Below are 26294 nucleotides of genomic sequence, written 5' to 3' on the forward strand. Positions count from 1 at the left end.
GTGGCGCAGGCCTCGGGACACTTGGGGGTTCGCGGCCTCGGTCAGACGCCCACCGGTCGGTGATTGGCCACCATCTGCAGCAGCAGGTCGCGCGTCTCGCTCGTCACCCGCCCGTCGGAGTCGCGACCGGCCACTCCGGGGAGCCAGGACATCAGCGCCGCATCCGCCAGGATGCGTCCGGCGTCCCCCGGACCCTGCAGCGGCTCCCGCGCCAGCTCGCCCCAGGCCAGCAATCCCCGCGGCGTCATGTCCGCCGGCAGTTGCCGCGTGCGCCGCAGGGCGCGCGTCTCCTGGGCCACCCGCACCATCCAGGTGGCCACCGCCGCCGGCAGGCCCGTGCGCCGGCGCAGCAGCGTCGCCTCGTCCTTCGGCTCCAGGTAGTCGAACTCCAGCGTCACCGGGAACCGGTCCGCCAGCGCCGCGTCGATCGGGTTCACCAGGTACCCCTGGCCCTGGTTCATGGCCATCAGCACCATGAACCCGTCCACCGCCCGCACCTCGTGCGAGCCGTGCTCGGTCAGCACCAGCGCCCGGCGCGAGATCGCGCCCAGCAGCACGTTCAGCGTCTTGCCGGGCATGCGGTTGGCCTCGTCCACGAAGAGCACCTGCCCCTGCCGCATGGCCTGCGTCAACGGCCCGTCGGCCCAGGCATAGCGAGCCGCGGGGCTGCCGGTCTCCAGGTCGCCGCCCGCCGCCAGGCGACAGGCGATCTCTGCCTGCACCGTGAATGGGTCGGCCTCAGCCGACCGGTCCGGCACGTAGCCGCCCAGCAGGTCCACCGGCTGCATGGCCTCGTGGCCTTCGACGGTCCGCAGCTCGCGGTGGCCGTAGCGCGCGGCCTCGGTCGCGCACAGGGACTTGCCCGTGCCCCGCGGGCCTACCAGCATGGCGTGCAGGCCGCGTTCCACCGCCAGGACCAATTGGCCGAGTTGCGGCCCGCAGAACGTGGCGCCCTCCACTCGCCGCGTCAGAGCCTCGGGCAACCGGCTGGGCACGACCAGTCCCGTCGCCCGGTAGGCGGTCAGGGCCTCCGGGTCGGTTAGCAGCGGCGCCAGGTCGTCCGAGGTCGGGTCGGGTCGCGCCTCGCACGCCACCTCGATCACCAGCCGGTGCAACCGGTCGTTGACCGGCGCCGGCGTCTGGTCGCGGAACAGCAGCCAGTACCAGAGCTCATCTGCCACCCGCGCCAGCGGTACGGCAAGAGACTCGTCCACCTCGCCCTCGGCGGCTTGCCAGGCCGCCAACAAGGCCTCCCAGGCGTCCAGCAGGTCGATCGCGGACTCGCGGCTGGCGAACGCCTCCAGCAGCGCCACCAGCCCCAAATCGGCATCAACCCGCCGCAGCCCGGCCAGCGCCGGGCCGGCGAAGCTGATGACCCGCTCACCCCGTGTATGCCGTCGCGGCCGCCGCCGCAGCCACAGCCCATCGCCGTCGGCCAGCCGCGTCCGCGCCTCGAGCACATCCCCTTGCAGGCCCATCACGACGGCCTCCAGCAGCGGCACCGCGCACGGCGCCGGGCCGGCGTCGCGTCTCCGGGCCTGAGCCGGCAACGGCTCGTTCGCGTGCAGCCACGGCGCCAGCGCCGTGACGTCCTTGCCGTACAGCAGTTGCTCCCTGATCTCCCAGCCATGGACGTTGAGTTGACGTCCCATCGGGCACCTCCCGTCCTCCTCGGACGTGGAACGCCCGCGCGGGTCCGGCCCCGAGAGCCGGCACCACCCGCGCGGGCGCCGCCCCTTTGGGGCCTATCGAATCCGGGCGCTCAGCTCAGCGCGGCGCCCACCGGTTCCATCAGGGCCCGCTGCGTAAGCTCCGCGATCCACGCGGCCGCGGTGCGCCGGTCCAGCCGGCGGAGGTCGCAGCCGTACCGCGCCGGCGCGGCGGTCGCGACGTCCAGTCCCAGGCGATCGCCGAGCAACCGCAGGGCTTTCACCTGAATGGGAAGCACGTCCGCCGTCGCGGAAGCGGTAGCCGGTGCCGCCAATGGCGCCGTCGCACGGCTCACCTGTCGACGTGCCCCGCGTGGGCGATCGATCCAGTCCGGATCCACCGCCACCCGGTGCCAGGTGCCGCGCGCGACGTGCGCTGGGCGCACCCCACCCGTCAACTGGCGGATCGCAGCCGCCGCCTGCCGTCGGGTGATATCGCTCACCGCGACGCCGAAGCGCACCGGCAACTCCCGCCGCCAGTCGGCGCCGAGCAGCTCCGCCAGCAGAGTCAGCTGCCGGTTGCGCGCCGGCCGCTCCCCATACGGCACCTGCCGCCCGAGGCTCGCTTCGGGCCGCTCGCGACCAGCAGTCGGTATCGAGTCGCCGACCGCGTTTGACACTGTCGTGGGGGCCGTCACCGGCCCGCCACGCCGCCCCATGCGCCGTGCTGCCTGAGGCAGCAGACGCCCTAAACCTGGGATCATGACGCTTCTCCTTTGCCCATTGAGGGCACGAAGACCCGCCGGATCCCATCGCCGGCGGGCCGTGGGCCACCCTCCCGTGGCCGTCCCGCCGGCGCCTCAATACGCCGACCTCAAACTTCGACGCCCGGGGCGACCTCCCGGCGCTCCGGCGTCCTACTCACTCGGACCGGGCGACCTCCCGGCACCCGGTCCCATCAATCCGTGTCGCGGGCCCGCGGCGGTTTTGCGTTGCGCGGGTGTCGCGACAGGGAAAGCGTGCCCGGGATGTTCCGGAACGCCTATCCAGGTTTCCGTAAACGTGGAGAGACGGGGCGGCAAGGCCGCCGAGGAGACCGAGCAGCCGGAACAGCAGCCGTGCCCCCCATCCAATCAGTATTCGCTATGCGACGCGGCGGCTACTGCTGGTGACGTGCAGGCGAGAGGATCTTTCGGATCTGGGCGAGGATTCCCCGCAGAGATGCTGTCAGGCACACCTGACCTCGATAAGCATGGCGTAGTGTGAAGGAGTTGGCTTGCCAGTCATGCGTGTTGGGTAATGGCTCGACCGCCGGGAACTCGCACGTTCGTTTCGGTGCGCTACCAATCCCGGTCTACGAAGCCATCCCAGCTGGCGGATGTAGAGCTACCGATGGGCATAGCAGTGCGCGCCCAGACTTGAGGGGCTAGTGGTCTCCGGACTGTGCGGGTTGGAGTCCGGCCCTCGGCACCACTCGCAGAGGAGGGCCTTACTCGGTCTCCGCGCCCCTGTGGGACAAACCAGCCAGGCTAGGGGAGTTCGTGGTACACGTCGCGCCGTGAATTCCGGCTAAGTCTAGCTAGTCCGGATGGGTCGCGGACTGTGGCGTCGCCTGTTGCCGTGAATTGCGAGTGCGAGCGGCGCGAGTACTCGCGCCGCGTCCCGATCCACCGTCGACCCCGGGGGAGGTCACCGGCGGCCGCCGGAGGGCCCTGGATGCTCTCGGATGCCTCGTGCTCCAGTTGCCCGCCAGTGGCGCGCAGCTCGCGCAGCAAATTGGCAATCTCGGCATCGAGGGCCGCCAGCACCTGCGGTCGCCAGCGTCGCGACAGGTGGCGGCGACCCATACCGGCCGACGCGGCGATGCGCGCGATGGACTCGCCGGCCACCCAGCGCTGCAGGAACTCGCCCTTGCGGGGATCGAGGGCATTGGCTACGCGGGTGCAGGCGAGGCGCAGCACGGCTTGGACCGCCCAGCCCTCAGGGAATGCCCGGTCTGCGAACTGCGTCCGACCCAGCGACTGGAGGTCCCGGCACTTGGCCAGCGGCGAGCGCGAGAACTCCCCAGCCGAGCTGATCTTGCGTGGGGAAATCTCATACGGGAGTTGACATGGGCCGGTAAGCGTACGACGCCTCCGCCACCATGCCCGCCCCTAACTTCTCAAGTCACGCACTCTACCACGGCGACAATCTGGCGTCTCTCCGTGCCATGAACTCCGAGACCGTGGACCTGATCGCCACGGACCCGCCGTTCTACAAGGGTCGCGACTTCCACGCGACGCCCGATAGCCTGTCCGCCGGTGCGAAGTTCCAGGACCGGTGGTCATGGGAGCGCGACGTGCACCCCGACTGTGTCGACCAGCTCACCGACGATTGCCCCATGCCTAATAGAGGCCATCGAGCCGGTTCGCTACGCGCACTCAGACGGCATGGGCGCGTACATGTGCTTCATGGCCGTGCGGCTGCTGGCGATGCACCGGGTGCTAGAACCGACCGGCTCGATCTACCTGCATTGCAACCCCACGACCTCCCACCACCTCAAGGCCGTCATGGACGCGATCTTTGGGTGGCGGAGATTCAGGAACGAGATCGTCTGGTGCTATCGCGGCATGACGTCCAAGTCACGGCGATTCAACGCGAAGCACGATGTCCTGCTCTTTTGCGTACATGGGGGGCACATTCAATGTCCAGCGGAGCAACGCGATGCTGGCGAAGTACAGCCACCGTAACGACGGGGGGGTGCCGCTACATGCGGTCCAACGGCAAGCGCTACTACCTCAAGGGCGGCAAGCCGTCTGACACGGTGTGGGATATTCCCACACTCTCGCCCAGCCACTCAGAATGGATCGGCTGGCCGACGCAAAGGCCGATCACCCTCTACGAGCGGATAATCCAAGCATCCTCGAACGAGGGTGATATCGTGCTTGACCCGTTCGCTGGGTGCGCCACCACGCCGGTCGCCGCCGAACGCTTGGGCCGCCGCTGGATCCGCATGGACACTTGGGACGGCGCGACGGCCGCACCCTACCTGCGCGTCAAGTTGCGGGTGCCGGAACCGGAGGGGCCGCGCTGGTCGCGCGCCGAGATGTACGCGCACCTGCTCGACCAGCACGGGCCGACGTGCCAGGGCTGCGATCATACGTTCGATGACCCTCGCTACCTCGAACTCGACCACAACACGCCGCGATCCGACGGCGGGCTGAACCACGTCACCAACCGGATTTTGCTCTGCGGCCCGTGCAATCGGCTCATGTCGATCCAGTACACGCTCTCAGGGCTGCGGCGGCAGAACGCGAAGCTCGGCCATTTGGCGACGGGAAGGGGGCCGCAGTGTTCGAGATCGACTACACCGACGAAGGGCAAGTCCCACTTCTCGCATGGACGGCCATGCTCACGGCGCAAGGCGCGACGCTCGCCAAACTCGACAGCTTGCCTATGGATCAGAGGACGACCGAGAACGCTTTGGCTCGCGTACACTGGTTCGTGGAGAGCCCGTGGCGCGACCTGCCACAGATGCTCCTACACGAGGAACAAGCGATGCGAGTACTTGTGCAAATGCTCGACTGGCTCGTCTTTCAGTATCGGGATCAAATGTCCAACCGGTGACCGACCGCTCCGGTTGCTTAGCCCCCATCTCCCCAGCTCCGTGCCCCGCTGGGCAGCCCGTTGGGCGCAATCAGCGTCGCGAAGCGCAACCGCTTGCCCAGCAGGCCAGTGACCATCTCGCCCATCTGCGCCATTGTGTCGAGCTCGCGCCGGTTGTGCTTGCCCGCGAAGTCGGCCACATACCGATGCAGGTGCTTGGGGCTGACCTCGTGATAGACGCCCTTGTGCGCCCGCTTCAGCGTGGCCCAGAAGCTCTCAACGCCGTTCGTGTGCGCCATGTCGCGCACGTACTCGGCGGCTGAATGCTTGACGGTTTCGTGGGGGAACGGCAGGCCCCGTAGGCGGGCGCCTCGTCGGTGTCGACCGTCGCGCCAGGGGCGGCGACCGCGTCGACAAAGCCTTGAAGCGTCACCGCGTCGGTGTGCGCCACCACTTGCGCTCGCACGCGGTTGGACGGGCGATCCTTCGCGCCCACGACGGCCGTCATGTTGACCGGCCCGCGGCCCGTAAGCTGCGCGCGCGTCGCCTTGGGCATGTTCCGGCGCTTGCCGCAGACGTGCGTCTCGTCCACTTGCGGAGCGGGACGAGGGAATTCTCCAGCACCGTCCCGACCTTGATGCTGAAGTAGCTGCGGCAGTCGGAGCACCAGTAGGGCATGGTTGGGCGGGACGCCTCGCGCGTGCGCGTGCTGCCGCAGCGCGGGCAGCGCCGACCATCCGGCCACACGCGGGACTCGAACCACTCACGGGCCGAATCTTCATCGGGAAACATCTCGGCGAGTTGCATCAGCGTGATGTCTTCGCGGTGGGCCTTGCCTGGTGTGTTGGTTGCAATCGGTCGTCCTCCCGTTCGATAGGCGAAGTGCCGCACCATCCGCCCCGTTTGTCAACTCCCGTATATGACCTTCAAGTGTGCGATTCCCGTTGGATTCTTCTTCGCTTCACATGGCGCTGTTTCCACAGATACGGCTGCCACCAAACATCTTCGAACCGCAATACCGCGTGACGATTCACGCTTGCATCGATGAGAAGCGCCCGTTCGGGCAGGAACGTATCCGGTCCGGCGTAGAGGGTTCGGCATTCCAGATAGCCGGTCACCCGCGCAAGCGCACCGCCTGCCAGATTGACACGACGGCACGCCATGGCTTACGTTCCGCCCTGAGGTGACGGCTCGCCTTCGGCGAGTCGATCGGGTGTATTTCGCTTATCGGTGCATCCGTGGCGTTGCCCTGCCCGAGCCAGCCGGAACCGTTGATGGTATCCGAGGCGAAGCCCACCTGCGTAGACAGGCGGGGAGAGCCGGTGTGTCGACGGGCGCCCTAAGTGAGCCGACCAGCGCGACAGCGCAAGACCCACTTGAACTGCGGCCGCCGCGCAGCGAGTGGCAAATGGCCTTTCGCCGCTTTTGGCGCCACAAAGCAGCCGTGCTCGGGCTCACGATCCTGGTCATCATCAGCATCGGCGCCATCTTCGCCGACGTGATCGCCATCGAGCCCGAGGAAACCTTCTACAGCTTCGATGAGTTGCAGACCAAGAAGTGGCTGCCGCCATTGACCGACGGCCACCTCATGGGCACGGACGACATCGGGCGTGACGTGTTCAGCCGGGTAGTCCGCGGCTCACGCGTGTCGCTGCGCGTCGGATTCTTCGCGATTGGCATCGCCGGCATCGCCGGCACGCTGATCGGTCTCGCCGCCGGCTACTTCGGCGGCTGGGTCGATCAGGTGATCAGCCGGATCATCGACCTGATGCTGGCCTTCCCGGACTTGTTGCTCGCGATTGCCATTCTGGCGGCGCTCGGCCCCAGTCTTGTGAACGCCATGGTGGCCCTGGGGCTGGCGGGGATTCCCGGCTATGCGCGCGTCGTTCGCGGCGCCACGCTGGCCGCGCGCGAGTTGGTCTACGTGCGCGCGGCACGCGCCGTGGGCATGTCCGACACCCGCATCATGCTGCGCCACATCCTGCCGAACGTGCTCAGCCCGATTCTGATCATGATGACCCTGGGCCTCGGGGGCGCCATTCTCGCCGCCTCCGCGCTGGGCTTCCTGGGCCTGGCCGCCGACCCGCCGACGCCGGAATGGGGCAGCGAACTCAATCTCTCGCGCGCCTACCTGCGCACCGCCTGGTGGGTGTCCACCTTCAACGGGGCGGCCATCGCCGTTACGGTCCTCTCGGTCAACATGGTTGGCGACGGCCTGCGCGAGGCGCTCGACCCGCAGGCAAGCTCGTGGGCGCGCTAAAATGTCGCCGCCGAAAAGGTTTTAGCCTGAATCACGCTCTCAGCCGGTAAACGACGTGTCGTGCACAGGGGAGGTGTCCGATGGGCAGTAGTGGATTGGTAACCCGGCGCAAGGTCATGCGCGGGGGGTTGGCCGCCTTAGCCGGCGGCGTCGGCGCGGCCGCGCTGGCCGCGTGCGGCGAGGCCGAGGTCGTCGAGAAGACGGTCACGGTCACGGTCACCGAAGTTAAAGAGGTGATCAAGGAAGTCCCGGTCGAAGTTCCGGTCACCAAGGAAGTCGAAGTCGAGAAGGTCGTCATCAAGGAAGTCCCGGTCGAGACCATCAAGGAAGTGCCGGTCGAGACGATCAAAGAGGTCGAGGTCGAGAAGGTCGTCGAGAAGGAAGTCATCAAAGAGGTCTTCGTCGAGAAGGTCGTCGTCGAGGAGAAGTTGATCGAGCGCGCCCAAGAGCTCGTGCCCGGCATCAACATCTTCAGCTACCCCGAGGTCATTCCGCTGGGCCCCTACAACCCAACGGTCGGTGGCGAGGTGAGCTACCCGACGTTCGGCAACGCGAACAGCTATCACCCGCTGCGCGCGGCCAGCCGGGCGTCGGTTGAGATCGGCAACATGATCCACGAGCCGCTCTATGTGCTCGGCGCGGGCAATGACTTTGCCCCGCTCCTGGCCGCGGGCTCCGAGGTTCAGGACGACCGCACGCAATGGCGCATTCGCCTGCGCAACGACGTGGTCTTCCACAACGACGAGCCGTTCAACGCCGACACGGTGATCTCGAACTTCGAAGAAATCTTCGACGAGAGCATCGTGCGTGGAGGCATCGTCGGCTTCGCCAACGAGCTCAACAAGGTCGAGAAGGTCGACGACTTCACCGTCGACTTTTTCACCAAGATTCCGAACGCGCTCTTCCACAAGCCCCTTACCCGCGGCTATCGGCCGTGGCCATTGGTGGCCAAGGAAATGGGCGAAGACTTCGACTTCAACCCGATCGGGACCGGTCCCTTCAAGTTCGAGAGTTGGACCGACAACGTCGAGCTGGTCGGCACGCGATTCGAAAAGTACGGCTGGGCTCCCTGGTACTCCGCCAACCAGGGTCCGGCATACGCAGACCGGGCCGTCGGCAAGGTGCTGTCGAACGACAGCACGGCGCGGATCAACGCGATGGAGGCGGGCGAGGTCAGCTTCCTGCTCCACTTCGTGTTCCCGCACGTGCAGCGCATCTCGACCAACCCGAGCTTCCGGGTGTTGGGGATCCTGAACGAGGGCATGCCGCAGTACATGCCGATCAACACGCAGCTGTTCCCGACGGACGACGTCGAGGTCCGCCGCGCGATGATCGAAGGCATTGACCGCCGCACGGTCACCGTGCGCGCCAACGGCGGCGTTCCGCCGGTAGTCGTCAGCAACTGCCTCACGTCGGAGGCGGTCAAGGGCTACAACCCGGAGGTCAACAACCTCTACACCTTCGACGTGCAGAAGGCGCAGGCGCGGCTGGACGCCGCCGGTTGGACGCTGGGCGACGACGGCTTCCGTTACAACTCGGATGGCGAGTTGCTCGAGATCGTGTTCCCGGACACCGGCTTTCCGGTGCGCGAGCTGTTCAAGCTCGACGTCGAGAAGTCGCTCGGCATCTCGGTGCAGATTCCGAAGATGGAAGGCAGCACGTTCAACGAGCAGATGCAGAACGGCGCCTTTCACGCGGCGTACGTGGGTGTCGGCGGGCCGGACGGCGACGTGCTGTGGGACCGCTTCCACACCTCCGTCTACGGGCTGCCGGGGCGCGCATACTCGCGCTGGATGTACACGGACCCGCCCGGAGAGGCCACGCCAGGCGTGGAGCTGGATGCGCTGCTCGACGGCGCCCGGGTCGAGTTCGACGAGGCCAAGCGGATCGACCTGTGGCAGCGTGCGAGCCACATCATCATGGACAACGCCTTGATGATTCCGTTCGTCACCGAGTTCCTCAGCTGGATCGCCAACACCGACATCGTCGGCGGGAACCTCTACGTCGGGAACTTCGCGTTGCCGATCTGGAGCGACTGGTACGACAAGCGGGTTGGCTAGCCGAAAGGACTTGGCGCACGCAACTGGGTAGCTAAAGGGATCAGGCGCAGGCATGGGTGGCTACATCATCCGACGCGTCCTCTACACGATTCCGGTCGTGTTGGGAGTGCTGGTGACGACGTTCATCCTCCTGCGCCTGATCCCGGGCGACCCGGTTGATCTGTTTTATCTCGGCGGCCAGGATCCGTCAGGCACCGTGTCGTTCGTCGTCACGCCCTCGCAACAGAGCGCCTACGACGCCCTGCGCAAAGAATTCAATCTCGACAAGCACATCGTCCACCAATTCTTCATCTATCTCTGGGACTTCGTCCGCTTCGACTTCGGCAAGTCGATTCGATCGCAACGGCCCATCAACGAAATCATCGCGGACCACTGGCCCGCCACGATTCAACTCACGATGGCAGGGATGGGAATTGCGTTTCTCATCGGCATTGGCGCCGGCGTGATCTCCGCGATACGTCACCACACGTGGGTCGACTACGCGTCGCAGGGCTTTGCGGTCTTCGGCGTCTCGATTCCGAGTTTCTTCCTGGGCGTCGTGCTGCTGCTGATCTTCGCTATTGCCTGGCAAACGGAAGAAGGCAGAGGCATGCTCCCGGTGATCTCCAACGGCCACGGCAAGGAGCTCATCTTGCCCTCGATCACGCTGGGCACGGCCGCGTCGGCGATCCTGGCCCGTTTGATGCGCTCCTCCATGCTGGACGTCCTGTCGCGAGACTACATTCGCACGGCGCGCGCCAAGGGCCTGCGCGAGCGCGCCGTGATCTGGCTGCATGCGCTGCGCAACGCACTGATCCCCGTGGTTACCGTCGCTGGACTGGCGTTTGGCGGCCTGCTCACCGGCACGGTCGTCATCGAGATAGTGTTTACCCGGCAAGGACTTGGGCTCCAGCTCATCTCCGCCATCACCCAGCGCGACTATCCGGTCGTTCAGGGACTGGTGATACTCGCGGCGCTCCTGTACACGCTCATGAATCTCCTTGTCGACATCCTCTACACCTATATCGACCCGCGCGTCCGGCTCGTCCGCGCGTCTGTCTAGGGCGCAGCCCGCCTAAGCGTCCGCCGGCCTAGAAGACTCGTGCATGAGCCGTCGCGGCGGTGGAGCAGCGTCGAATTCCAGGGGCGAAGCTCCTGGCTCCCGGCGATAGCCACGTCAACCTCGATGCCCAACCCCGATCCGGTGGGCAACTGATACCAGGTCCCATCCAGCTCGACCTGCTTGCGATGGATCGCACGGCGCTCGGGCGTCGCGTCGGAATTGTCGTTCCCCCTGGCCGCTCGCGGAGGCGTGCGCACCTCCAGCCAGGCGCAGTTGGGAATGGCCGCCAGAAAGTGCACCGACGCGGCCGTGCACAGCGGGCCGACCGGGTTATGTGGCATTACGTCAATGTAGTGCGCTTAGCACCAGGCGGCGACCTTCATCGCTTCCGTGAATCCGCCGACGTTGCAGATGTCGATGCGCATGAAGTTCGCCAGCCCGCGCTCGATTTAGGACAGCGCCTGCAACTTGCTCTCGAACTCCTCGCCGATGGCGAAGGGCACCTCGTCATGGAGCGCAGCGTCTCGTAGGCTTCGGGCGTCTGGTCGCGGATCGGCTCCTCCGGAGAGTCGAGCGCGGCGCGGGTCGGACGCTGATGGAATGACGCCGCTTCGTCCACTGTCTGGCGGTGGTGGTAGTCGAGACCCAGCACCTGTAACTGCCTCAGGGCCTCGCGCACGCGAATCACCCACTCCGCCGTCAGGCCGATTGATTCGCGCGGCTCGAAGAGCCGCCCGTCCTCACCGGCATCCGCGGTGTCAAGGCCCAGGCGAATCGCCGGCCAACCGTCCGCATGCAGGTGCAGCAAGTCTTCGACCAGCTTGGGGCCGTACGGCGCGGAAGCGGTGGCGAAACCGGGGACGAAATCGCGATGCTTTCCTCCCAGGAGCTCATATACGGGCACGCTGAGCGCCTTGCCCTAGGAAACCTCTGAACAACTGGGGTGCCTGAGCGCCGGGGCGCTTGGGCGGGGCCGGAATCGCTGCCGGGGGCGACGCGCCAGCTCGATTTGCTCTTCAATCCTGTCGCGGGGGCGTGATCGTCCCTGCGCCGGGCGCAGATCGCCCACTTACACGGGTGCGGCGCGGGCCGCCAGGAGCAGACTGGCAAACCCGAACAACAGGCACAGGCGGGTCCGGTTCTTGGCCAGCCCGCGATACCGCACCTGCCCGTAGCCGAAGTGCCGCTTCACATAAAGAAACGGATGCTCCACCTTGGCCCGGATGGAGGCCTTGCGCTGCTCCGCCTGGGCGGCAGCGCTGCCGGGCGGCAAGCGCCGCCGCTGCCCCCCGCGTACCGCCACCTGCCAATCGATCGCCCGCCCCCGATGCTCCGGACGCCGGGCGACCCCCTCGTAGCCCGCAGCGCCCCACACGCGCGTCTCGGCGCCGTGCAGGAGCTGGGGCACTTGCGTGATGTCCGCCACGTTGGCCGCCGTCGTCGCCACGCTGTGCACCAGTCCCGTCTCGGCGTCCACCCCGATGTGCGCCTTCATCCCGAAGTACCACTGTTTCCCCTTCTTCACCTGATGCATCTCCGGGTCCCGCGCCTGCGCGCGGTTCTTCGTCGACGCCGGCGCGTCAAGAATCGTCGCGTCCACGATCGTCCCTTCGCGCAGCCGCAGCCCCTGGGACGCCAGGTGCTGGGTGATCTCCGCCAGCAGCCCCGCACCCAGGTCGTGCCGTTCCAGCAGGTGCCGAAAATGGAGGATGGTGGTCTCATCGGGCCGCGGGTCTCGCGCCGTCAGTCCCACGAACCGCTGCACCGACACGCTGTCGTAGAGCGCGTCTTCCATCGCCGGGTCGCTCAGGTTGTAGAACAGCTGCACGCAGTGAAACCGCAGCAGCAGGGCCAGCGGGTAGGGCGGCCGCCCACGCTCGCCGGTGGGATAGACGGGGCGGATGCGCTCTTCCAGCCGCGCCCACGGCAGAAGCGCGTCCATGCGCTGGAGAAAGCGCTCCCGCCGCGTCTGGCGCGGCTGCCCGTCATACTCCACGTCGGCAAATGTGTGTTTTGGGTGCATCGGGGCCCTCACCGGCTATCCGTCACCCCTGAGCATAGGCCCCGCCCACGGGCCGCGACCCGCGACTAAATCGGAGGTTTCCTAGAGGTCGTACGGGGCGATGTCGATCGCCGAGGTCACCGCGGTTAGCACCCGCCTGCTCTCTAAATGCTGGCTGCGATAGAGCCCCTGCCACAGAGCGCCGATCTGCATCGGATCTCGCCCGACCAGAAAGTCGCGGTTGTGCCTCACGGCACCCTCGACCGCCCACTCGCGCGCCGACATGCCGGAGCAACCCCAGCCCGCGAGGCCCGAGTCGGTCTCGACCTTGACGATGGTCTCGGCGCGCGGCCCGCCCCCAGGGCAGACAAGTCTTGACGGCGGTGATGGTCATGGCGAACTCGATTTCCTATGGCCCGGCTGCGCGGCGGCTGGGCATCGAACATAGCGCGATTTCGAAGGCGCCGCGCCCCGGCTGGGGCAATGCAGACCCGGACCTACCCGCCGGCAATGCCCTGCCGCCAACAGTCGGGAAGGGAATCTCCGACGTTGATCGCGTCGTATGTGCTCCGCCGTCGCATTACCGAACCGAGGTATACGCCCCGCGACCAGCCATGGCACGAGAGGAAGTCCGTGGGGAGTGGCTGGTTGTCCGCGAAGCCCGCGAGGTCTTCTTGCAGGCGGAAGCAGGTCTCGGTTTCCTCGTCGGGCGCTATGCGATAGCTCACGCACCCAAGATCCTCGTCGTGCGGATGGATGCGCTTGGCCGTCACGACGTACTCGGACCGCGAACCGAAGATGTTCTGATACCAGCCGCGCCCCCAGATGGTTCGCTCGGGGTGATCGGTGTCGATTGTCACGAAGAAGGCCAGCGGCACCGCTAGACCAATTGCAGCGCCCAAGACTCCCGTCACCACGTGAAGTGGCCATGAAGCCCGCAGACGCCTCGCCACGCCCACGGCCAGGATCATCCCAACCAGCCCGGTCACGATCAGGAAGATTGGCACGACCCAGCCGGCCGAACGTACGCCAAACGTCAGCAGCACGGCGATCGCCGCGGCTACGAACCCCCAGGCGATCCAGACAAACCGTTCGCTGGTCACGAGTTCGTCAGCGCCGGCGGCGGCTCAGCCGTCGGAGCTGGTAATCTGAAACGAGTAGAGTTGCGCGTCGTGCATGTAGAATCGCAGGTGCCGGTGCGGGATAAAGGTCGAATACACCGTCCCCGAGTCGGTCCCCTCCGGCAGCGGCAGGGTCGCATCGCCGCCCCAGGTCACGACGTGGGAGATTGAGTCTCCCGTGAAGATGTCGCAGTCATCCGCGGATCGGCCCTCCACCACCCGGTAGGCTACGTCCGCCGCCTCCGCCTTGATATAGCCCTGCGGCCCGCAGGAAGCGTTGATTACCAGCCGGTCGCCCGGCGCGATGAACGCCTCCGTCAGCAGCATGCCCACGTGCTTGTCGTTCGTCCCGACCGACACGAAGCCATGCCGCCGCAGTTTGCCCAATCCTAGCGCGTAGGGGCTGCGATCCCGCGCGGATAGGGCGCCGGCGCCCCCGAAGTAGAACCACGACTCATCGCCCACGTCCACCATGTGTGGCGCCGCCACGACCAGTTCGTCGAACGCGCCGGGCCCTCCGCCGGGAATCCACGTGTGACTCGGCCGCAGGCGGTCCCAGTTGCGCGCATCCCGGCTGAAGGCCAACTGCGGATGCAGCTTGTACTCCGTCATGGCGAGCACTCCCAGAAACGCCACCCAGTGGCTCCCCAGACGGTAGGGCCGCATGCTGTAGAACGAGTCGTCCAGATTGTCCAGCTCTGGGTCCGGCGCCAGCGCCAGCCGCGGCTCGCTCCAGTGGTGAAAGTCCCGGCTCTGCGCCTGGAATATGCGGCGCATTCCGCGGCGATTCGGCAACCCGTGCGCCGGGTCCGTGGTCGAGCCGCCGGCGATGGCCCGCTCCACCAGTCCCATGCGAGGACGCGGCGCCATTTCCAGCCACGGGTGCCGCGTCAGGATGTTGTAAGTCCGCGTCTCGGGGTCGAAGAAGGGATAGATGCTGTCGCCCTGCTTCGCGCCCAAGCCCTCGAACATGGGCGGCTCGTCATACGTCGTCCAGTGGATGCTGTCCGCCGAATAGGCCCGCCGCACGTTGGCCCCCGGAAGCTCGTCCGCCACCCGAAAGCCCGGCGGCCCAATCTCGTAGATCGCCTTGTAGCGGCGCACCGGATCCGTCTCCAGCGGGTCGTCCAGCGGCGCCAGTCCCCAAACGTTGCCGTGGGTTCGGTCGCCCATCACGATATTGGTGTCGTGGCCGTCTTCGTGCGTGATCCCCATGGGCGGCTTCACCCAGGTGTATCCGTCTTCCGAGCGCGCGTAGCAGACTCGAAAGCGGGATATGTCGTAGTCGATCAGAGTGCCTCCCATGCGGACGGCTTTCTCCTGGTCGATGTCAAAGTCGGAATAGAGGAGGTGGAAGACGCCGTCGTCGTCACGCCAGACCTTGTAGTCGTCGGCATGCAAATTGACGTGATGCTCCCACGGCTTGTCTTGGACCAGGAGCGGGTTGCCCTCGAACATCGCCGGCGTATGCACGGTGCGGGTGATGTTCTGGATCTCCTCGATCATCCCGGTGTCGAAGAAATACTGCGGCGTGTCACGGATGTGCAGCTCGGTCGAGTCGAGGTCAGCCATGGGACGGCCCCTCGAACCCTAATTGGGTCACCGGACACACCGGGCGACCGAATGGCAGGTGGCCCTGCGGCCGTGGCAGCGCAAGGCGTCTATCCGAGCGAAAGTGAAGCATCCGTTCCTCTATTTGAAGCGGCACTTCGGCTAGGCGCAGGTGCCGTATCGGGGGTTGGCCAAGCATCGCACCCGGCTGTACCTGTTGTTCGGACTTGCCAATCTGATTCTGGCGGCGAGTGCCGAGCCGGCGTAAGCGAGCGCAACGCGCCCCGCTCGAGAGACGATCAAGCCCCGGCGACGGGTTTGAAGAGCAGATCGAGCCGGCGCGGCACCCCAACCGATGATCCCGGCACAGTACCAACGCACGGTACTCATGCACACCAGTTGTTCAGGGGTTTCATAGGATCCCGACCTCGGACATTTGCGAACCAGACGACCATGTGCACCATTGCAGCACAGGAACTATCAACAGCCAGCTTGCCATCATCCATCGGAGCGGCTCAGGCAAGCCATCGTCTCGTCATGACCTCATTAGCTCTGTTGTGCTGCGCGTCAATCCGGATGCTTTTGGCCAGATCCCCTCTGCCACTTGTAGAAGGATACGTGCGTTACAGTAGTCGAGTGGTGTGTCAAGGCTGCTCTACAAGCTTCTCGGGCATTTGGAGTGCGTTGGTCCACACCAATAGGAAGATCCGTATCAGGCACGGAGTCACAAGCCGGGTTGAACCTTATTTTCTTGATGAGCACTAGCGTGTACGTAGTCTTGTCGACGTGAATCCTGCTGCCATTACGCCACCCGAACGATCTGATTCCGTGTGACGTTATCTCGACTTCGTGAAGCTCATTAACGTCACCATTGTGAAAGTAAGCAGTCTTGCATTGATTTGGGAATTGATCTTTTAGATCAGTCTTGCAAGTCGTCTTGACTACAGGTTTCTTGACAATGAGGCCGCCGGAGTAGCAAAACTCAGTACTGGATTTTAGATGCAGCCTATAGTTCCCTTCGCCTACGCGCTTTGTAACGACATGATCGTCACACTTGTTCCCTCGAACAGGCGTCGGATTTGATCCGGTCGGTGCAGGTTGGTTGTCTTCGGGCACGGACCCGTCATCCACACACTTCTTCTTATAGTAATCCACGCGTTGCCCGGCTGGGCAAGACGTCGGCGCCGTCCTCGGTTGGGGCGTAGTGGCGGGCCTGGGTGTAGCGGCGGGTGCAGGCTGCCCGTTACTCCTGTTTACACAGGTCTTCTTCCAGTAGTCGTAGCGTTGCCCGTCTGGACAACTTTGCGCACCAGCCTCGCTTGTCGCCACAGCCAGTGCCACTCCGGCAACTAACGCCCACAGCAGTGTCCAAAGGGCAACTCCCCTGGCTCGCCTTTGCAACATAGTCGTCCTACAGAGGAGCCTTTGTGCCATTGTCATCGTGTGCTCTCAACCGCATGAGAAGAGTACGGGCACGACCCGCCTGGGTCAAGCAGGTGGCGCTGCTGGTACTGGGCAAGTTTGATCAGCGAAAGTTTCGGCGTCGCTTGGAGACGTCGACGGCTGTCTCCTCACGGGCCTCTAACGGCTCGACCACATCCTCGAGCGTCCACGGGCGCGTCACCACGCCCGCGGCCATCGCCGGCGTGGTCGGGCGCCCGTTCGCTGCCGCCGTCAGCGTGCCGTGCGGCCGCACGAAACTCGTCACCATGAAATGCAGCGCCACCGCGCAGCTCAGGTTGTAGACCTTCTTGCTGAACGCGTTCGTCAGGCGCGTGAACCGCCGCATGCTCATCCGCATGGTCAGGTTCTGGCGCTCAACGTGCGACGCGCTGATGTGCGCGGGATCCGGCTCGCCCTGAAGGACCTCCGTCTGGGTCCCGACGCAGACGGGCGGGCTGTACCGTCGCCCGGCCTCCTTCGGCGAGGCGTAGAGCTTCTGCAGCATCGCGTAGTCCACGAAGCCAGTGAATGCGTCCCACGCGGCCTCGCGGTAGATCTCAGCACCATCCGTCGTCAGCTGGATGCGCCCTCGCATGCGGCGGGCGATGTCCACGAGGAAGCGCCGCGCGTTCTCACCGTCCCGGCACCCGACCAGCCAGGTGGGTGTCAGCTTCGTGTCGGGACACATCGGCGTGAGCGTCCAGACATCACCGATGCCGAACTCGCCCTGGCGCTCCTGCGGGACCTACCAGGCCTTCCTGCCCACATAGCTCCAGATCTCATCCACCTGGATGCGCTCACGCGAGAGATCTCGCAGGACGTTTCCCTGGAATTCGGCGGCCGCGGGGCCCACGTCCGTGAGCAGCTTCAGCACGGTCGGCTTGGACACGCCCGTCACCCGGCAGATTGCCCAAACGGCCATACCCTCGGCCATAGGCGAGAGCACGTGCGCACGCGTTTTTCGGTCCAGCCGATAGATGTCGTACGCCCTCGGATTTTCGGTTCACATTATGCCCGAACAGCCGGCATAAGCAGCACCGCCCGGATGGGCGGTGCTACCCTCGCGATCGAACCTTGCTACTCGGTGTCATCAGCTCCGGCTGGCTCTCGGCAGTGACGCTAGGCGAGGTTCCGGCGAGTGCTGCGTCTCTACCTAGGAGATGCCTTATGCTAACGCACGATCGGAATCTCGACCAGCGCTCAATCGACGAGCTTGAGCGCAAACTCCGGGAGACCGACCAGCGGATTCGCGACCACCTACGCGAGCAGGACCACCCGCTTCTGCTCATGCTCCTGAAAGACGCTCAAGAGATCGAGGCATCCCTCACGCGACCGCCGGACACCGCCCGGACCAGCGGGCCAGCAGGACGATCAGAACGACGGCCGTCATGACTGCGTTCACGAGTGCCATGCCAGCAATGAAATAGATGACATGGCTCAGGTGAACGAACTCGTCCCTCGGCACAAACCTGTCGTCCAGACCCTGCACGATTTATTCCACGGTCACATTAGCCGCCATCGGATGCTCCCATCAACCGATGAAGGCCGCTCGCCTCCCGGGTCTTCGCGCGGGCGATGCTAGCATGGCGTCACGTAGGCGCGTGGGGACACGTCATGCGGCAGCCCGAGCCGGACATCAACGTGCTGGCGTTTAAAATCGTGCAGGCGGCCACGGCCGAAAAGCCGGTGCCAGAGCCCAAGACGACCGAGCCCGCCAACGAGGCTGAGCCCAGCCTGCGCCCCACCATTCGGAAGCGGTCCGCCCGCCACAACCGCACCGAGGGCCTGGCCGCCAGCTAGCGCCTCACGGGTTAACCAACGACCCAGCCGATACGCCAAGCTCAGCCGCAACACTGCGGAGACCAGCGTACGTGATGCCCCGCTCTCCGTTGACCACACGCCCCAGCCAATTTGGCGCGTGCCCAAGGGCCACCGACACGGCATAGGCGGACCGTCCGCGTCGCGTCAGGGCCACCTTGATGTTGGCGGCCACAATCAAATCGATATTCGTCGCAGGCATACCCATAAGGTATCACGCGCACCTGGCCGCCGGCTAACCGTCCTTCGTCGCGGTCGCGTCCGTCCGCCCGACAATCAGCGCACTCACGTGCCGAGCATCCGCCAGGTAGACGTGCGCCAGGAACCGACCGAAGCTATCTCGCCCGTTGCCTTCAGCCGTGATCACCAGCCGCACCCAATGTCCATCCACCAGCGACTGAGCGAAGCTCTTCGCGAAGTCGCCGCCCGGCTCGTTCAGCTCCGGTGCCCACACGTCCAGCAGTCGCACTCGCTCGGATCGACCATCATGCGTCACCACGAAGGTGTCGCCATCGATCACCCGCTCGACCGGGACGATCATCTCGCGTGGCGTTGGCGCACACGGCTCGAGTGTGGGCGTCGCGGTTGCCACCGCCGTGGTTGCCTGAGCGGCTGGTGTCGGTGTTGCACGCGGCGTGGGCGTTGGCCTTGGTCTGGGCGTAGCGGTTGGACGCGGCCTCGGCGTGGGCTGCGACTGCGGCCGATGGCAGTGGCGCGTATTCGTCCGCGAGTCTCTGTGGCAGCCCTGGCTATCGAGGCCTCCATCGTGGGCCAGCACCGTAGGCGCCGCGATACCGATCGCCACCAGCGTGACCACCACAACCAGAAAGATCCACCGACGTGCAGACATCTGCGCCGTCCCTGCATCGACTCGCGCTTAGGCGCGTAGCGACCGGAGTCCGAAGATCGCCGGTCGCTACACTGTCAATTCTGGAATGCCGTGGCGGGGCCGAAGGAATTCTAACGCCACTCGGTGAGGGTTCAATTCCCTTCATCCCACGACGAGCGTACCGTTGACGGCGACTGACGTCCTTACTCCAACAGCCCGCCGTCGAGCGCCGCGCACGACTGTGCATCAACCTCACCGTAGGCCAGGCCACGAACTCGCTGCCCGAGCACATTCAGCGCGGTTAGCTCTACCTCGAGGACAAACACGCGACCATCTGGGCTCAACATCGCCCGCGTCTCCACGTGCTCGAAGCTCTCGGGAAACAGCAGCTCGTACTTGATCAACAGGTTGGTCTGCCGGTGGGACCCGTCTGGGGCGAAGCACGTCCCGGACGTCGCGGTAGGCGCAGGTGTTGGCGTGGGCACTGGTGTCCACCGGGGTGCCGGCGTCGCCGTCGGTGTTGGCGTGGGCGCCGGCGTCGCCGTAGCCTCCGGGATCGGCGTGGGTACTGGCGTGTCAGTCGGCACCGCCCGGGCCGTGACCTCAAACACCGACTCGTTTGAGGTAGCTGCACCCGGCTCCGTCGACGCGGTTACGCCCAGCGCAAACCGAACGCCAACCAGCAGCACCGAGAACAGGAATCCACCGAAAGCACGGAGACACGACTTCATGCAGCACCTTGCCGGGTGGCGGCCCCGAATGGAGCCGCTGGATCGTTGACCCGGTACCACGCGAGGTCTCCAGCAGCTCGTCCGGGGCCGCCGGGTCAACGATCTTCGCGTGGTAGGCGAACCTTAGCCGGTTATGGTCTGGCCGTCATTTGTCGGAGCTGTCACCGTCGTCCGGAAACTCGAAACGCACAACGCTCGGGAGTTCATCATGATTCGCGACGAGCTCGCAAATCTGGGCCAAGAGCGTATGGACGGGTAGGCCCTTTCGGGCTACGGCCCAGGACTTCTCACAGATTGGGCAAACAGTCGGTGCGTTGACCGTGCGCTCGACGCGTTGAACCACCTCATTGCCACACTCCGCGCACTGCAGCCGAACGGCAACAACATCAGTCAGGTCGAACACAACCCGGGCTTGGCGCACCATGGCGCTCACGCTACCACTCCTCCTCGGCCTCCACATCAACCTTTACCACCAATTCCGCCCCCACTACACTCCGCCGATGCCCAATCGACGGTGCCGGACAAGCCGCACGTGGCACTGGTGCCGCAACTGCTCGCGGTGGCCTGAGACCAACTACTTCCGCCGACTCACGAAGCCGCCGCCCCAACACCGCTGCGAGGAGTGCCAGGCCAAGACCACGGACGGCATGTGCCGGCGCTAGCAGCCGCACAAGAACCTCCGTATCAAACTTGACCACTACCGCGCTGCTGTCGCTCGCCAGACTCAATCATGCAGTTGGACTCTATTCCGCTTCACATTGTGTTGTCTCCGCACATGCGGCTGCCGCTGCACACTTTCGAGCTGCGGTACCGCGTGATGATTCGCGCCTGCATCGATGAGGAGCGTCCGTTCAGGGTGGCGCTCATCCGGTCCAACGGGGAGGATGCTCGTCCCAGATCGCGTGCTTCCGCTGGGCGTTCCAGCCGAGGATTCGGCGCAACGGGCTCGACTACCGCGCCTGTGGCGGGCCGCTGGCCTACTTGCAGTCATCCACAGACGCGCCGCCGGAAGACAACCGCTTATTCTGGATGGTTGACGATGTGCCGAGCTAGGACTCCAGGGCCTCTACGCGCATCCCGGCGAATACGGCGACGACCGCGCCGGGGCGGATGCCATGCGCCACAAAGTCGAGGACCGCGGACTGATCTGGAACGGCGGCCTCACCCACAACATGGCCGCCACCGACGACCTGTGCATGGAACCGGTGCCAGCACTCGCGGCGCTGCGGGACGCCCACATGCGCGTGGGCGCAGCCCGGCTGCCGGCAAACGCGGAGCGCGTGTTCGAGTCGGTCCAAGGCCGGGCGCTCGAGCTTGCGGCCGTACTCGATCCCCAGGGTGCCCCGATGGTGGAGTCTAAAAATCCTACGCCCACCGGGCAGGGAGGAATTCAGGCGCATCGCCTTCTACAAGAACCGCGGGCATTTCGAACGCGTCCTGGGCACCGGGCCGCATTTCAGCCTGGTCACCGTCGGCACGTCGTACGCGTCGGAGGCAGCGGACGTTCTGTCACGAGCTCCGGAAACGGCGCCGGTCAACATCGAGCCGGACGAGCCCGTCGAGCTGCGGGTCTTCGTTGATCGCGGCGTCGTCGAGGTGTTCGTCAACTCCAAGCAATGCGCGGCGGTTCGCTTCTATCCGGAGCGGGCCGACAGCATTGGGGTATCGATTCGAGCACCAGGGGCGGACGCCCTTGCCGACCCGACCGACCCACCTGCTCGACTACGGGTCAAGCCGCATGCCGCGTCGTCGACCCGGCGCTAAGTCGCCGTCGACTCTTCGAGGCGCACCCGCGGATCGATGTAGGTGTACAACACGTCGACGACGAGATTCATAAGCGCATAGACCAGCGCCGCCATAACGACGAGACCCTGCACGATGGGGTAGTCTCGCTGATTAATTGAATTGATGAGTTGAAAACCCAGCCCCTGGCGCGTGAACACCGTCTCGATCACCACGGCCCCGCCCAGCAGCCCGCCGAATTCCAGCCCGATCACGGTCACGATGGGGATCAGTGCGTTGCGCAGCGCGTGCATCCATATCACCGCGCGTTCGCGCAAACCCTTGGCGCGTGCCGTGCGGATGTAGTCCCGTGACATCACGTCCAGCATCGACGACCGGGTCAGCCGGGCCAGGATGGCGGAAGCCGCCAGCCCCAGGGTAATTGACGGCAGGATCAACTCCTTGCCGTGACCGTTGGAGATTGCCGGCAGCATTCCTAGCCCTTCGTCCGTCCGCCAGAGAATGGCGAAGATAAAGATCAATACCAGCCCAAGCAGGAATTGGGGCACCGACACGCCGATAATCGCGAACATCTGGGCCGCGTAGTCGATGATGGTGTGGTGCTTGATCGCGGACAGAATCCCAGCGGTCAATCCCACGACAATGGCAACCGACATGCCCACCAGCGTGATCTGCATGGTCGCCGGCCAATGGTCGCCAATGATGTGCAGGACCGGGCGCTTCTTGCGGATCGAGATTCCCAGGTCGCCCCGCACCAGGTCCGCCAGATACAGCACGTATTGGTGGGGCATCGACTTGTCGAGGTTGTAGGCCTCGCGCAGCCGCTCGAGCGTGGACTCCGACTCGAGACCGGCGGCGGACGCGCTGGCTTGCCCCGGCTGATCCTGCCCGAAGTAGTAGAGCGTGATCGGGTCTCCGGGGACCAGGCGCAACAGCACGAAAGCCACCGTGACCACCCCCAGGGTGACCGGAATGATGTACAGCATCCGTCGCAGGATGTAAGCGCCCATGGCTAGGCCAAAGGGGCGCGGCGCCTTGAGGCGCCGCGCCCGGCTTTAGCTCGACCCATGCCGCTTGGCGACATATTGGCCACCGAGGCGATTCTCATCGACAACGATGCTTCAGGCGCTCCTAGTCCTTGCTGTAGAGGTCGCCGAAGTAGGGGTGCGACGCGCCGCTGCCGATAAACATTCGCCCACCGACCGTGGCCGGATTCGTCAGCCACGCCAGGAGCGACTGCACCAGCGGGACGCCCACCGCGTTCTGCATCAGGAGATACTCGGCGTCCTTCCACATTTGCACGCGCTTCTCCGCGTCGAACTCGGTGCGCGCACCGTCCAGCAGCGGGTCGATGCGCGAGTCGGGATTGGGCACGCCCGGCTCGCCCGAGTACTCGAAGAACGTCCACGCGCGGCCGGGCTTGCCCAGCAGCGACGTGTGGAACCTCGTGTACAGCGCATCGCCGTTGCGCCCGCCGACGCCGTTCCAGGCGTGGTGGTAGAGCCCTTGGCTCATGCCCTCGGCAAATGTCGGGAAGTCGATGTTGGGCACATCCACGAAGATGCCGATGTTGGACTCGATGTCGAGCTTGAACAGCTCGCAGATTGGATTCGGGGTGTTCGGGAAGATCACCTCGAGCCGCTTGCCCTCGGAGTCGTAGCGGAAGCCATCCTCGCCGCGTGCGTAGCCGGCCTCGTCCAGGATCTGGTTCGCCTTGGGGACGTTCCAGTCGTAGAGCTTGGACGCCTCTTCGCTGAATCCGATGGTGCCCGGGGCGAGCAGGTTGCTCACCAGGGTTGGCGCAAGCCCGCCGTTCTGCCGCACGGTCGCAGTCCGCCGGTCCAGCGCGTGAATCAGCGCCTTCCGCACGTTGATGTCGGTCAAGGGCCACTTGATCGTGTTCATCGGCACGTACTGGATGTCGTTGAACAGCAGCCCGATGACGTGGAAGGCGGGGTTCTCGGAAACCCGCTGCACGTCCGGGAACGTGAACTGCAGCGAGATGTCGATCTCGCCGGCCTCGAACGCCTGCGCCCTGGCGGCGAAGTCCATCGACAGCTGCAGGATCCTGGCCGTGTCGGCCAGGCCCGGCCCCTTGTTCGTGGCAAATGGCGGGCCCCAGTTGTAGTCGTCGAACCGCTCGTATAAGAGGTCGACGTCGTCGGTCCAGCTCACGAAGCTGTAAGGGCCCGTTCCAACCGGATTGCGCTCGAAGTCCTGCCCCATCTCCGAAATGGCTTTCGGTGAACCCATCACGAGCGAGGGGGTAGTCAGGAATTCCGGCAGCAGCGGCTGCGGCCCGTTCGTGTTGAACCGCACGGTGAAGTCGTCGATCTTCTCGACATTCGCGAATGCGCCGACCTCACCCGCAACCGCGCCGCGCACGGCGCTCTCATCGAGATAGCGCTCGAAGTTGAAGATCACGGCGTCGGCATTGAACGGCGTGCCGTCGTGGAATTTCACGTCGTTGCGCAGCGGCAGCGTCCACGACATGTGATCGTCGGCGACCTGAGGAAGATCCGCCGCCAGGTGCGGCTGGAGAACGTTGTCTTCCCCAAACACCACGAGGCGCTCGAACATCGGCGACGTCGCCTCGGGTCCGCGCGTAATCCAGGACAGTGGGTCCAGGGAGTTCGGATTCGTGAACGTGAAGTAGCTCACCTCGCCGCCCACGATGGGGTCCCAGGGCTCGCCGCCGATATCGACGATCTTGCTGAGCAGGTGCGCGTCGACGCCGGGCGCTCGCTCGCGAGCGCGCTCGACGATCTTCTCGACGATGACCTCGCGAATGACTTCCTTCTCGACGATCTGCTGGACTGGGACTTCCTTGATGACCTCTTGGGTCACGATCGTCGCGACCTCGACCTCTTTGATTACTTCCTGGGTGACGATGGTCTGGACCGGGACTTCCTTGATGACTTCCTTGGTGACGATCTTCTCTTCGCCACACGCGGCGAGTGCGGCCGCTCCGACACCGCCGGCTAAGGCAAGGGCTCCACCGCGCAACGCTTGACGGCGCGAGAGCGAAGATTTCATACCCATGTCTTTACCTCCCCCAGACATTCGGATACCAGAACGTTCTACAGCAAAGCATCCTACTCGCTGCGCCGCGCCCGCGGCAATGCGGCCGCGGCGCTGCGCGGCGACTAGCCGGCCCACGCCGACGCCTGTGGATCGAGCGCCTCGCGGAGGCCGTCGCCAAAGAGATTGATGGCGAACACGGTGATCGCCAACGCCAGTCCGTTGAACGTCGGGATCCACCAGGCCGTGCGGAAGTAGTTTCGATTCAACGACAGCTCGAGACCCCATTCGGGTTCGGGCGGACCGGCGCCCAGTCCGAGGAAGCTCAGGCCGGCCGCCGACAGCATGTTGGTGCCCAGCCCGAGCGTCGCCAGGATGAGAATGGGGCTGATCACATTCGGAAGAATGTGGCGAAAGATAATCCGCCCGTCGCGCATGCCGACGGCGCGCGCCGCCCGCACATAGGTGAACTCGCGCGCCGACAGCGTGGTGCCTCGCACGACGCGGGCGTACCCCGGAATCCCGGCAATCCCCAGCGCGATCATGGCGTTGTTCAGGCCGGGACCGAGTCCCGCGACGATGGTGATGGCGAGCAGCAGGCTGGGAAACGCCAGCATGACGTCCAGCACGCGGCTGATCAGCATGTCCGGCCAGCGGCCGAAATAGCCCGCGACCAATCCCAGGATGGACCCGAAGAACGCCCCAATCGCAACCGCCGTGAACCCGATGCGCAAGGAGATGCGCGCCCCGCGCACCACGCGGCTGAACACGTCGCGTCCGATGTCGTCCGTGCCGAAGAGGTGGCCGTCCGTGCCCGGCGGCAGCAGCGCTCCCGGCACGTTGTAGTAATCCAGCCGCTCCGAGGCGATCAGGTCGGCAAAAATCGCCCCGCTCGCCATCACGATGAGCACCACGCCACCCACCAGGGCGCCTTTGTTCCGGTAGAGACGCCGCCACGCGAGCGACCATTCGCTGCGCGGCTTGGCCTGCGCGGCGCCCTGGAGGGCCGCCTCGCCCACCACCCGTGACTCCAAGCTCAACGGACGCTCCCCGTCCCGATACGGATGCGAATCGCACCGCGGATTTCCAGGCCGACGGACAGCAGCGCCGTCCGAATCCCGAACAAGCAATCAACGGGCGGCCGCGGCTGCCGTTTGAACCTAAACTGCTTGACCAAGAAGCGTCAATCCCGCGACATTCCGTCGGCGGGTGACGGAGGCGCCACGAACCCAGCCGCCGTGGGACATAATGTCGCCGCCGACCAGCGCCGGAGGCCAGCGTGAAGCTCTGTATCTCCATCGCGTGCTATCGCTGGGCGTTCCAGCCCTCGATTCGGCGCGACGGCCCCGACTACCGTGCGGGCGGTGGGCCGCTGGTCTTGACGTGGTTCAGGAACGTCGCGATCAACTGCGCCAGCCATGAAACCAGCCAGCGTCCCA

Annotated in this window: 26 protein-coding genes and 3 pseudogenes; 9 read left to right on the forward strand and 20 right to left on the reverse strand. The window is 65.4% G+C overall.

Annotated features, from left to right (window positions below; all coding sequences use genetic code 11):
• Positions 1-41 precede the first annotated feature (41 nt).
• The 3 genes from OXG33_04195 to OXG33_04205 form a co-directional block, all read right to left on the reverse strand.
• Positions 42-1652 (reverse strand): MoxR family ATPase, encoded by a 1611-nt coding sequence (locus tag OXG33_04195; GenBank protein ID MCY4113128.1) that lies wholly within the window; start codon positions 1650-1652, stop codon positions 42-44.
• A 110-nt stretch (positions 1653-1762) separates the two neighbouring features.
• Positions 1763-2413 (reverse strand): hypothetical protein, encoded by a 651-nt coding sequence (locus OXG33_04200; GenBank protein MCY4113129.1) that lies wholly within the window; start codon positions 2411-2413, stop codon positions 1763-1765.
• 765 nt (positions 2414-3178) lie between these two features.
• Entirely contained in the window at positions 3179-3610 is a 432-nt protein-coding gene (locus OXG33_04205; protein ID MCY4113130.1) for a hypothetical protein, read from the reverse strand.
• Positions 3611-4000: 390 nt separating this feature from the next.
• Between OXG33_04205 and OXG33_04210 the strand changes: the two genes are divergently transcribed.
• The 3 genes and pseudogenes from OXG33_04210 to OXG33_04220 all read left to right on the forward strand — a co-directional run bounded on the left by OXG33_04210 (position 4001) and on the right by OXG33_04220 (position 5255).
• Entirely contained in the window at positions 4001-4378 is a 378-nt protein-coding gene (locus OXG33_04210) for a DNA methyltransferase (protein MCY4113131.1), read from the forward strand.
• A gap of 20 nt (positions 4379-4398) precedes the next feature.
• A pseudogene (locus OXG33_04215) lies at positions 4399-4635 on the forward strand (site-specific DNA-methyltransferase).
• Between the two features lie 344 nt (positions 4636-4979).
• Positions 4980-5255, forward strand: a complete 276-nt coding sequence (locus tag OXG33_04220) for a hypothetical protein (protein MCY4113132.1) — start codon at positions 4980-4982, stop codon at positions 5253-5255.
• A gap of 17 nt (positions 5256-5272) precedes the next feature.
• Here OXG33_04220 and OXG33_04225 read toward each other — a convergent pair.
• Positions 5273-5790: pseudogene (locus OXG33_04225) on the reverse strand (IS1595 family transposase).
• A gap of 852 nt (positions 5791-6642) precedes the next feature.
• On the opposite strand from OXG33_04225, the gene OXG33_04230 reads away from it, so the two are divergent.
• From OXG33_04230 to OXG33_04240, 3 genes are all read left to right on the forward strand, one after another.
• Entirely contained in the window at positions 6643-7494 is an 852-nt protein-coding gene (locus OXG33_04230) for an ABC transporter permease (protein ID MCY4113133.1), read from the forward strand.
• Positions 7495-7574: 80 nt separating this feature from the next.
• Complete coding sequence (locus tag OXG33_04235) at positions 7575-9554, forward strand: ABC transporter substrate-binding protein (GenBank protein MCY4113134.1); 1980 nt, start codon at positions 7575-7577, stop codon at positions 9552-9554.
• Between the two features lie 52 nt (positions 9555-9606).
• Positions 9607-10596 carry an ABC transporter permease gene (locus OXG33_04240; GenBank protein ID MCY4113135.1) on the forward strand — a complete coding sequence of 330 codons (990 nt, stop codon included), beginning with the start codon at positions 9607-9609 and terminating at the stop codon, positions 10594-10596.
• Here OXG33_04240 and OXG33_04245 read toward each other — a convergent pair.
• From OXG33_04245 to OXG33_04270, 6 genes are all read right to left on the reverse strand, one after another.
• Positions 10593-10937, reverse strand: coding sequence for a hypothetical protein (locus OXG33_04245; GenBank protein MCY4113136.1), 345 nt, complete (start codon positions 10935-10937; stop codon positions 10593-10595). The genes OXG33_04240 and OXG33_04245 overlap by 4 nt on opposite strands.
• Before the next feature lie 38 nt (positions 10938-10975).
• The gene (locus OXG33_04250) at positions 10976-11500 is read right to left on the reverse strand and encodes a hypothetical protein (GenBank protein ID MCY4113137.1); all 525 of its coding nucleotides are present in this window, start codon (positions 11498-11500) and stop codon (positions 10976-10978) included.
• Between the two features lie 165 nt (positions 11501-11665).
• Positions 11666-12619, reverse strand: a complete 954-nt coding sequence (locus OXG33_04255; protein ID MCY4113138.1) for an IS5 family transposase — start codon at positions 12617-12619, stop codon at positions 11666-11668.
• Between the two features lie 81 nt (positions 12620-12700).
• Entirely contained in the window at positions 12701-12883 is a 183-nt protein-coding gene (locus OXG33_04260) for a hypothetical protein (protein ID MCY4113139.1), read from the reverse strand.
• Between the two features lie 212 nt (positions 12884-13095).
• The gene (locus tag OXG33_04265; GenBank protein ID MCY4113140.1) at positions 13096-13701 is read right to left on the reverse strand and encodes a hypothetical protein; all 606 of its coding nucleotides are present in this window, start codon (positions 13699-13701) and stop codon (positions 13096-13098) included.
• A gap of 24 nt (positions 13702-13725) precedes the next feature.
• A complete protein-coding gene (locus tag OXG33_04270; protein ID MCY4113141.1) occupies positions 13726-15291 on the reverse strand; it encodes a hypothetical protein in 1566 nt (521 codons plus the stop codon).
• Between the two features lie 82 nt (positions 15292-15373).
• On the opposite strand from OXG33_04270, the pseudogene OXG33_04275 reads away from it, so the two are divergent.
• Positions 15374-15538, forward strand: a pseudogene (locus tag OXG33_04275) (IS5/IS1182 family transposase).
• A gap of 1257 nt (positions 15539-16795) precedes the next feature.
• Here OXG33_04275 and OXG33_04280 read toward each other — a convergent pair.
• The 3 genes from OXG33_04280 to OXG33_04290 all read right to left on the reverse strand — a co-directional run bounded on the left by OXG33_04280 (position 16796) and on the right by OXG33_04290 (position 18202).
• Complete coding sequence (locus tag OXG33_04280; protein ID MCY4113142.1) at positions 16796-17401, reverse strand: hypothetical protein; 606 nt, start codon at positions 17399-17401, stop codon at positions 16796-16798.
• Between the two features lie 57 nt (positions 17402-17458).
• Positions 17459-17635: a hypothetical protein gene (locus tag OXG33_04285; protein ID MCY4113143.1), complete on the reverse strand. Its 177-nt coding sequence runs from the start codon at positions 17633-17635 to the stop codon at positions 17459-17461.
• Positions 17636-18037: 402 nt separating this feature from the next.
• Positions 18038-18202 carry a hypothetical protein gene (locus tag OXG33_04290; protein MCY4113144.1) on the reverse strand — a complete coding sequence of 55 codons (165 nt, stop codon included), beginning with the start codon at positions 18200-18202 and terminating at the stop codon, positions 18038-18040.
• Between the two features lie 125 nt (positions 18203-18327).
• Here OXG33_04290 and OXG33_04295 point away from each other — a divergent pair, with 125 nt between their 5' ends.
• Positions 18328-18513: a hypothetical protein gene (locus OXG33_04295; GenBank protein ID MCY4113145.1), complete on the forward strand. Its 186-nt coding sequence runs from the start codon at positions 18328-18330 to the stop codon at positions 18511-18513.
• Positions 18514-18766: 253 nt separating this feature from the next.
• Here OXG33_04295 and OXG33_04300 read toward each other — a convergent pair whose 3' ends face one another.
• The 4 genes from OXG33_04300 to OXG33_04315 form a co-directional block, all read right to left on the reverse strand.
• Complete coding sequence (locus tag OXG33_04300) at positions 18767-19123, reverse strand: thermonuclease family protein (GenBank protein MCY4113146.1); 357 nt, start codon at positions 19121-19123, stop codon at positions 18767-18769.
• Positions 19124-19563: 440 nt separating this feature from the next.
• The gene (locus OXG33_04305; protein ID MCY4113147.1) at positions 19564-20091 is read right to left on the reverse strand and encodes a hypothetical protein; all 528 of its coding nucleotides are present in this window, start codon (positions 20089-20091) and stop codon (positions 19564-19566) included.
• 145 nt (positions 20092-20236) lie between these two features.
• Entirely contained in the window at positions 20237-20524 is a 288-nt protein-coding gene (locus tag OXG33_04310) for a hypothetical protein (protein MCY4113148.1), read from the reverse strand.
• A gap of 616 nt (positions 20525-21140) precedes the next feature.
• On the reverse strand, positions 21141-21389 hold the full coding sequence (locus OXG33_04315) for a hypothetical protein (protein ID MCY4113149.1): 249 nt from the start codon (positions 21387-21389) through the stop codon (positions 21141-21143).
• Between the two features lie 40 nt (positions 21390-21429).
• On the opposite strand from OXG33_04315, the gene OXG33_04320 reads away from it, so the two are divergent.
• On the forward strand, positions 21430-21855 hold the full coding sequence (locus tag OXG33_04320) for a GH32 C-terminal domain-containing protein (GenBank protein MCY4113150.1): 426 nt from the start codon (positions 21430-21432) through the stop codon (positions 21853-21855).
• On the opposite strand, the gene OXG33_04325 is transcribed toward OXG33_04320, so the two are convergent.
• The 3 genes from OXG33_04325 to OXG33_04335 form a co-directional block, all read right to left on the reverse strand.
• A complete protein-coding gene (locus tag OXG33_04325; protein ID MCY4113151.1) occupies positions 21852-22844 on the reverse strand; it encodes an ABC transporter permease in 993 nt (330 codons plus the stop codon). The two genes, OXG33_04320 and OXG33_04325, sit on opposite strands and share 4 nt — an antisense overlap.
• A gap of 121 nt (positions 22845-22965) precedes the next feature.
• Positions 22966-24876 carry an ABC transporter substrate-binding protein gene (locus OXG33_04330; protein MCY4113152.1) on the reverse strand — a complete coding sequence of 637 codons (1911 nt, stop codon included), beginning with the start codon at positions 24874-24876 and terminating at the stop codon, positions 22966-22968.
• A gap of 104 nt (positions 24877-24980) precedes the next feature.
• Positions 24981-25895, reverse strand: a complete 915-nt coding sequence (locus tag OXG33_04335; protein MCY4113153.1) for an ABC transporter permease — start codon at positions 25893-25895, stop codon at positions 24981-24983.
• Between the last annotated feature and the right edge of the window lie 399 nt (positions 25896-26294).

It is taken from the genome of Chloroflexota bacterium (assembly GCA_026708035.1).
GTDB lineage: Bacteria > Chloroflexota > UBA11872 > UBA11872 > UBA11872 > JAJECS01.

Bases quoted from the DNA above. Each gene is read 5' to 3' on its own strand.
- OXG33_04235 (MCY4113134.1), top strand. From the start codon at position 7,575: ATGGGCAGTAGTGGATTGGTAACCCGGCGCAAGGTCATGCGCGGGGGG.
- OXG33_04270 (MCY4113141.1), bottom strand. From the start codon at position 15,291: ATGGCTGACCTCGACTCGACCGAGCTGCACATCCGTGACACGCCGCAG.
- OXG33_04255 (MCY4113138.1), bottom strand. From the start codon at position 12,619: ATGCACCCAAAACACACATTTGCCGACGTGGAGTATGACGGGCAGCCG.
- OXG33_04280 (MCY4113142.1), bottom strand. From the start codon at position 17,401: ATGTGTCCCGACACGAAGCTGACACCCACCTGGCTGGTCGGGTGCCGG.
- OXG33_04325 (MCY4113151.1), bottom strand. From the start codon at position 22,844: ATGGGCGCTTACATCCTGCGACGGATGCTGTACATCATTCCGGTCACC.
- OXG33_04260 (MCY4113139.1), bottom strand. From the start codon at position 12,883: ATGTCGGCGCGCGAGTGGGCGGTCGAGGGTGCCGTGAGGCACAACCGC.
- OXG33_04195 (MCY4113128.1), bottom strand. From the start codon at position 1,652: ATGGGACGTCAACTCAACGTCCATGGCTGGGAGATCAGGGAGCAACTG.
- OXG33_04230 (MCY4113133.1), top strand. From the start codon at position 6,643: ATGGCCTTTCGCCGCTTTTGGCGCCACAAAGCAGCCGTGCTCGGGCTC.
- OXG33_04295 (MCY4113145.1), top strand. From the start codon at position 18,328: ATGCGGCAGCCCGAGCCGGACATCAACGTGCTGGCGTTTAAAATCGTG.
- OXG33_04200 (MCY4113129.1), bottom strand. From the start codon at position 2,413: ATGATCCCAGGTTTAGGGCGTCTGCTGCCTCAGGCAGCACGGCGCATG.
- OXG33_04245 (MCY4113136.1), bottom strand. From the start codon at position 10,937: ATGCCACATAACCCGGTCGGCCCGCTGTGCACGGCCGCGTCGGTGCAC.
- OXG33_04330 (MCY4113152.1), bottom strand. From the start codon at position 24,876: ATGGGTATGAAATCTTCGCTCTCGCGCCGTCAAGCGTTGCGCGGTGGA.
- OXG33_04285 (MCY4113143.1), bottom strand. From the start codon at position 17,635: ATGGCCGTTTGGGCAATCTGCCGGGTGACGGGCGTGTCCAAGCCGACC.
- OXG33_04305 (MCY4113147.1), bottom strand. From the start codon at position 20,091: ATGAAGTCGTGTCTCCGTGCTTTCGGTGGATTCCTGTTCTCGGTGCTG.
- OXG33_04240 (MCY4113135.1), top strand. From the start codon at position 9,607: ATGGGTGGCTACATCATCCGACGCGTCCTCTACACGATTCCGGTCGTG.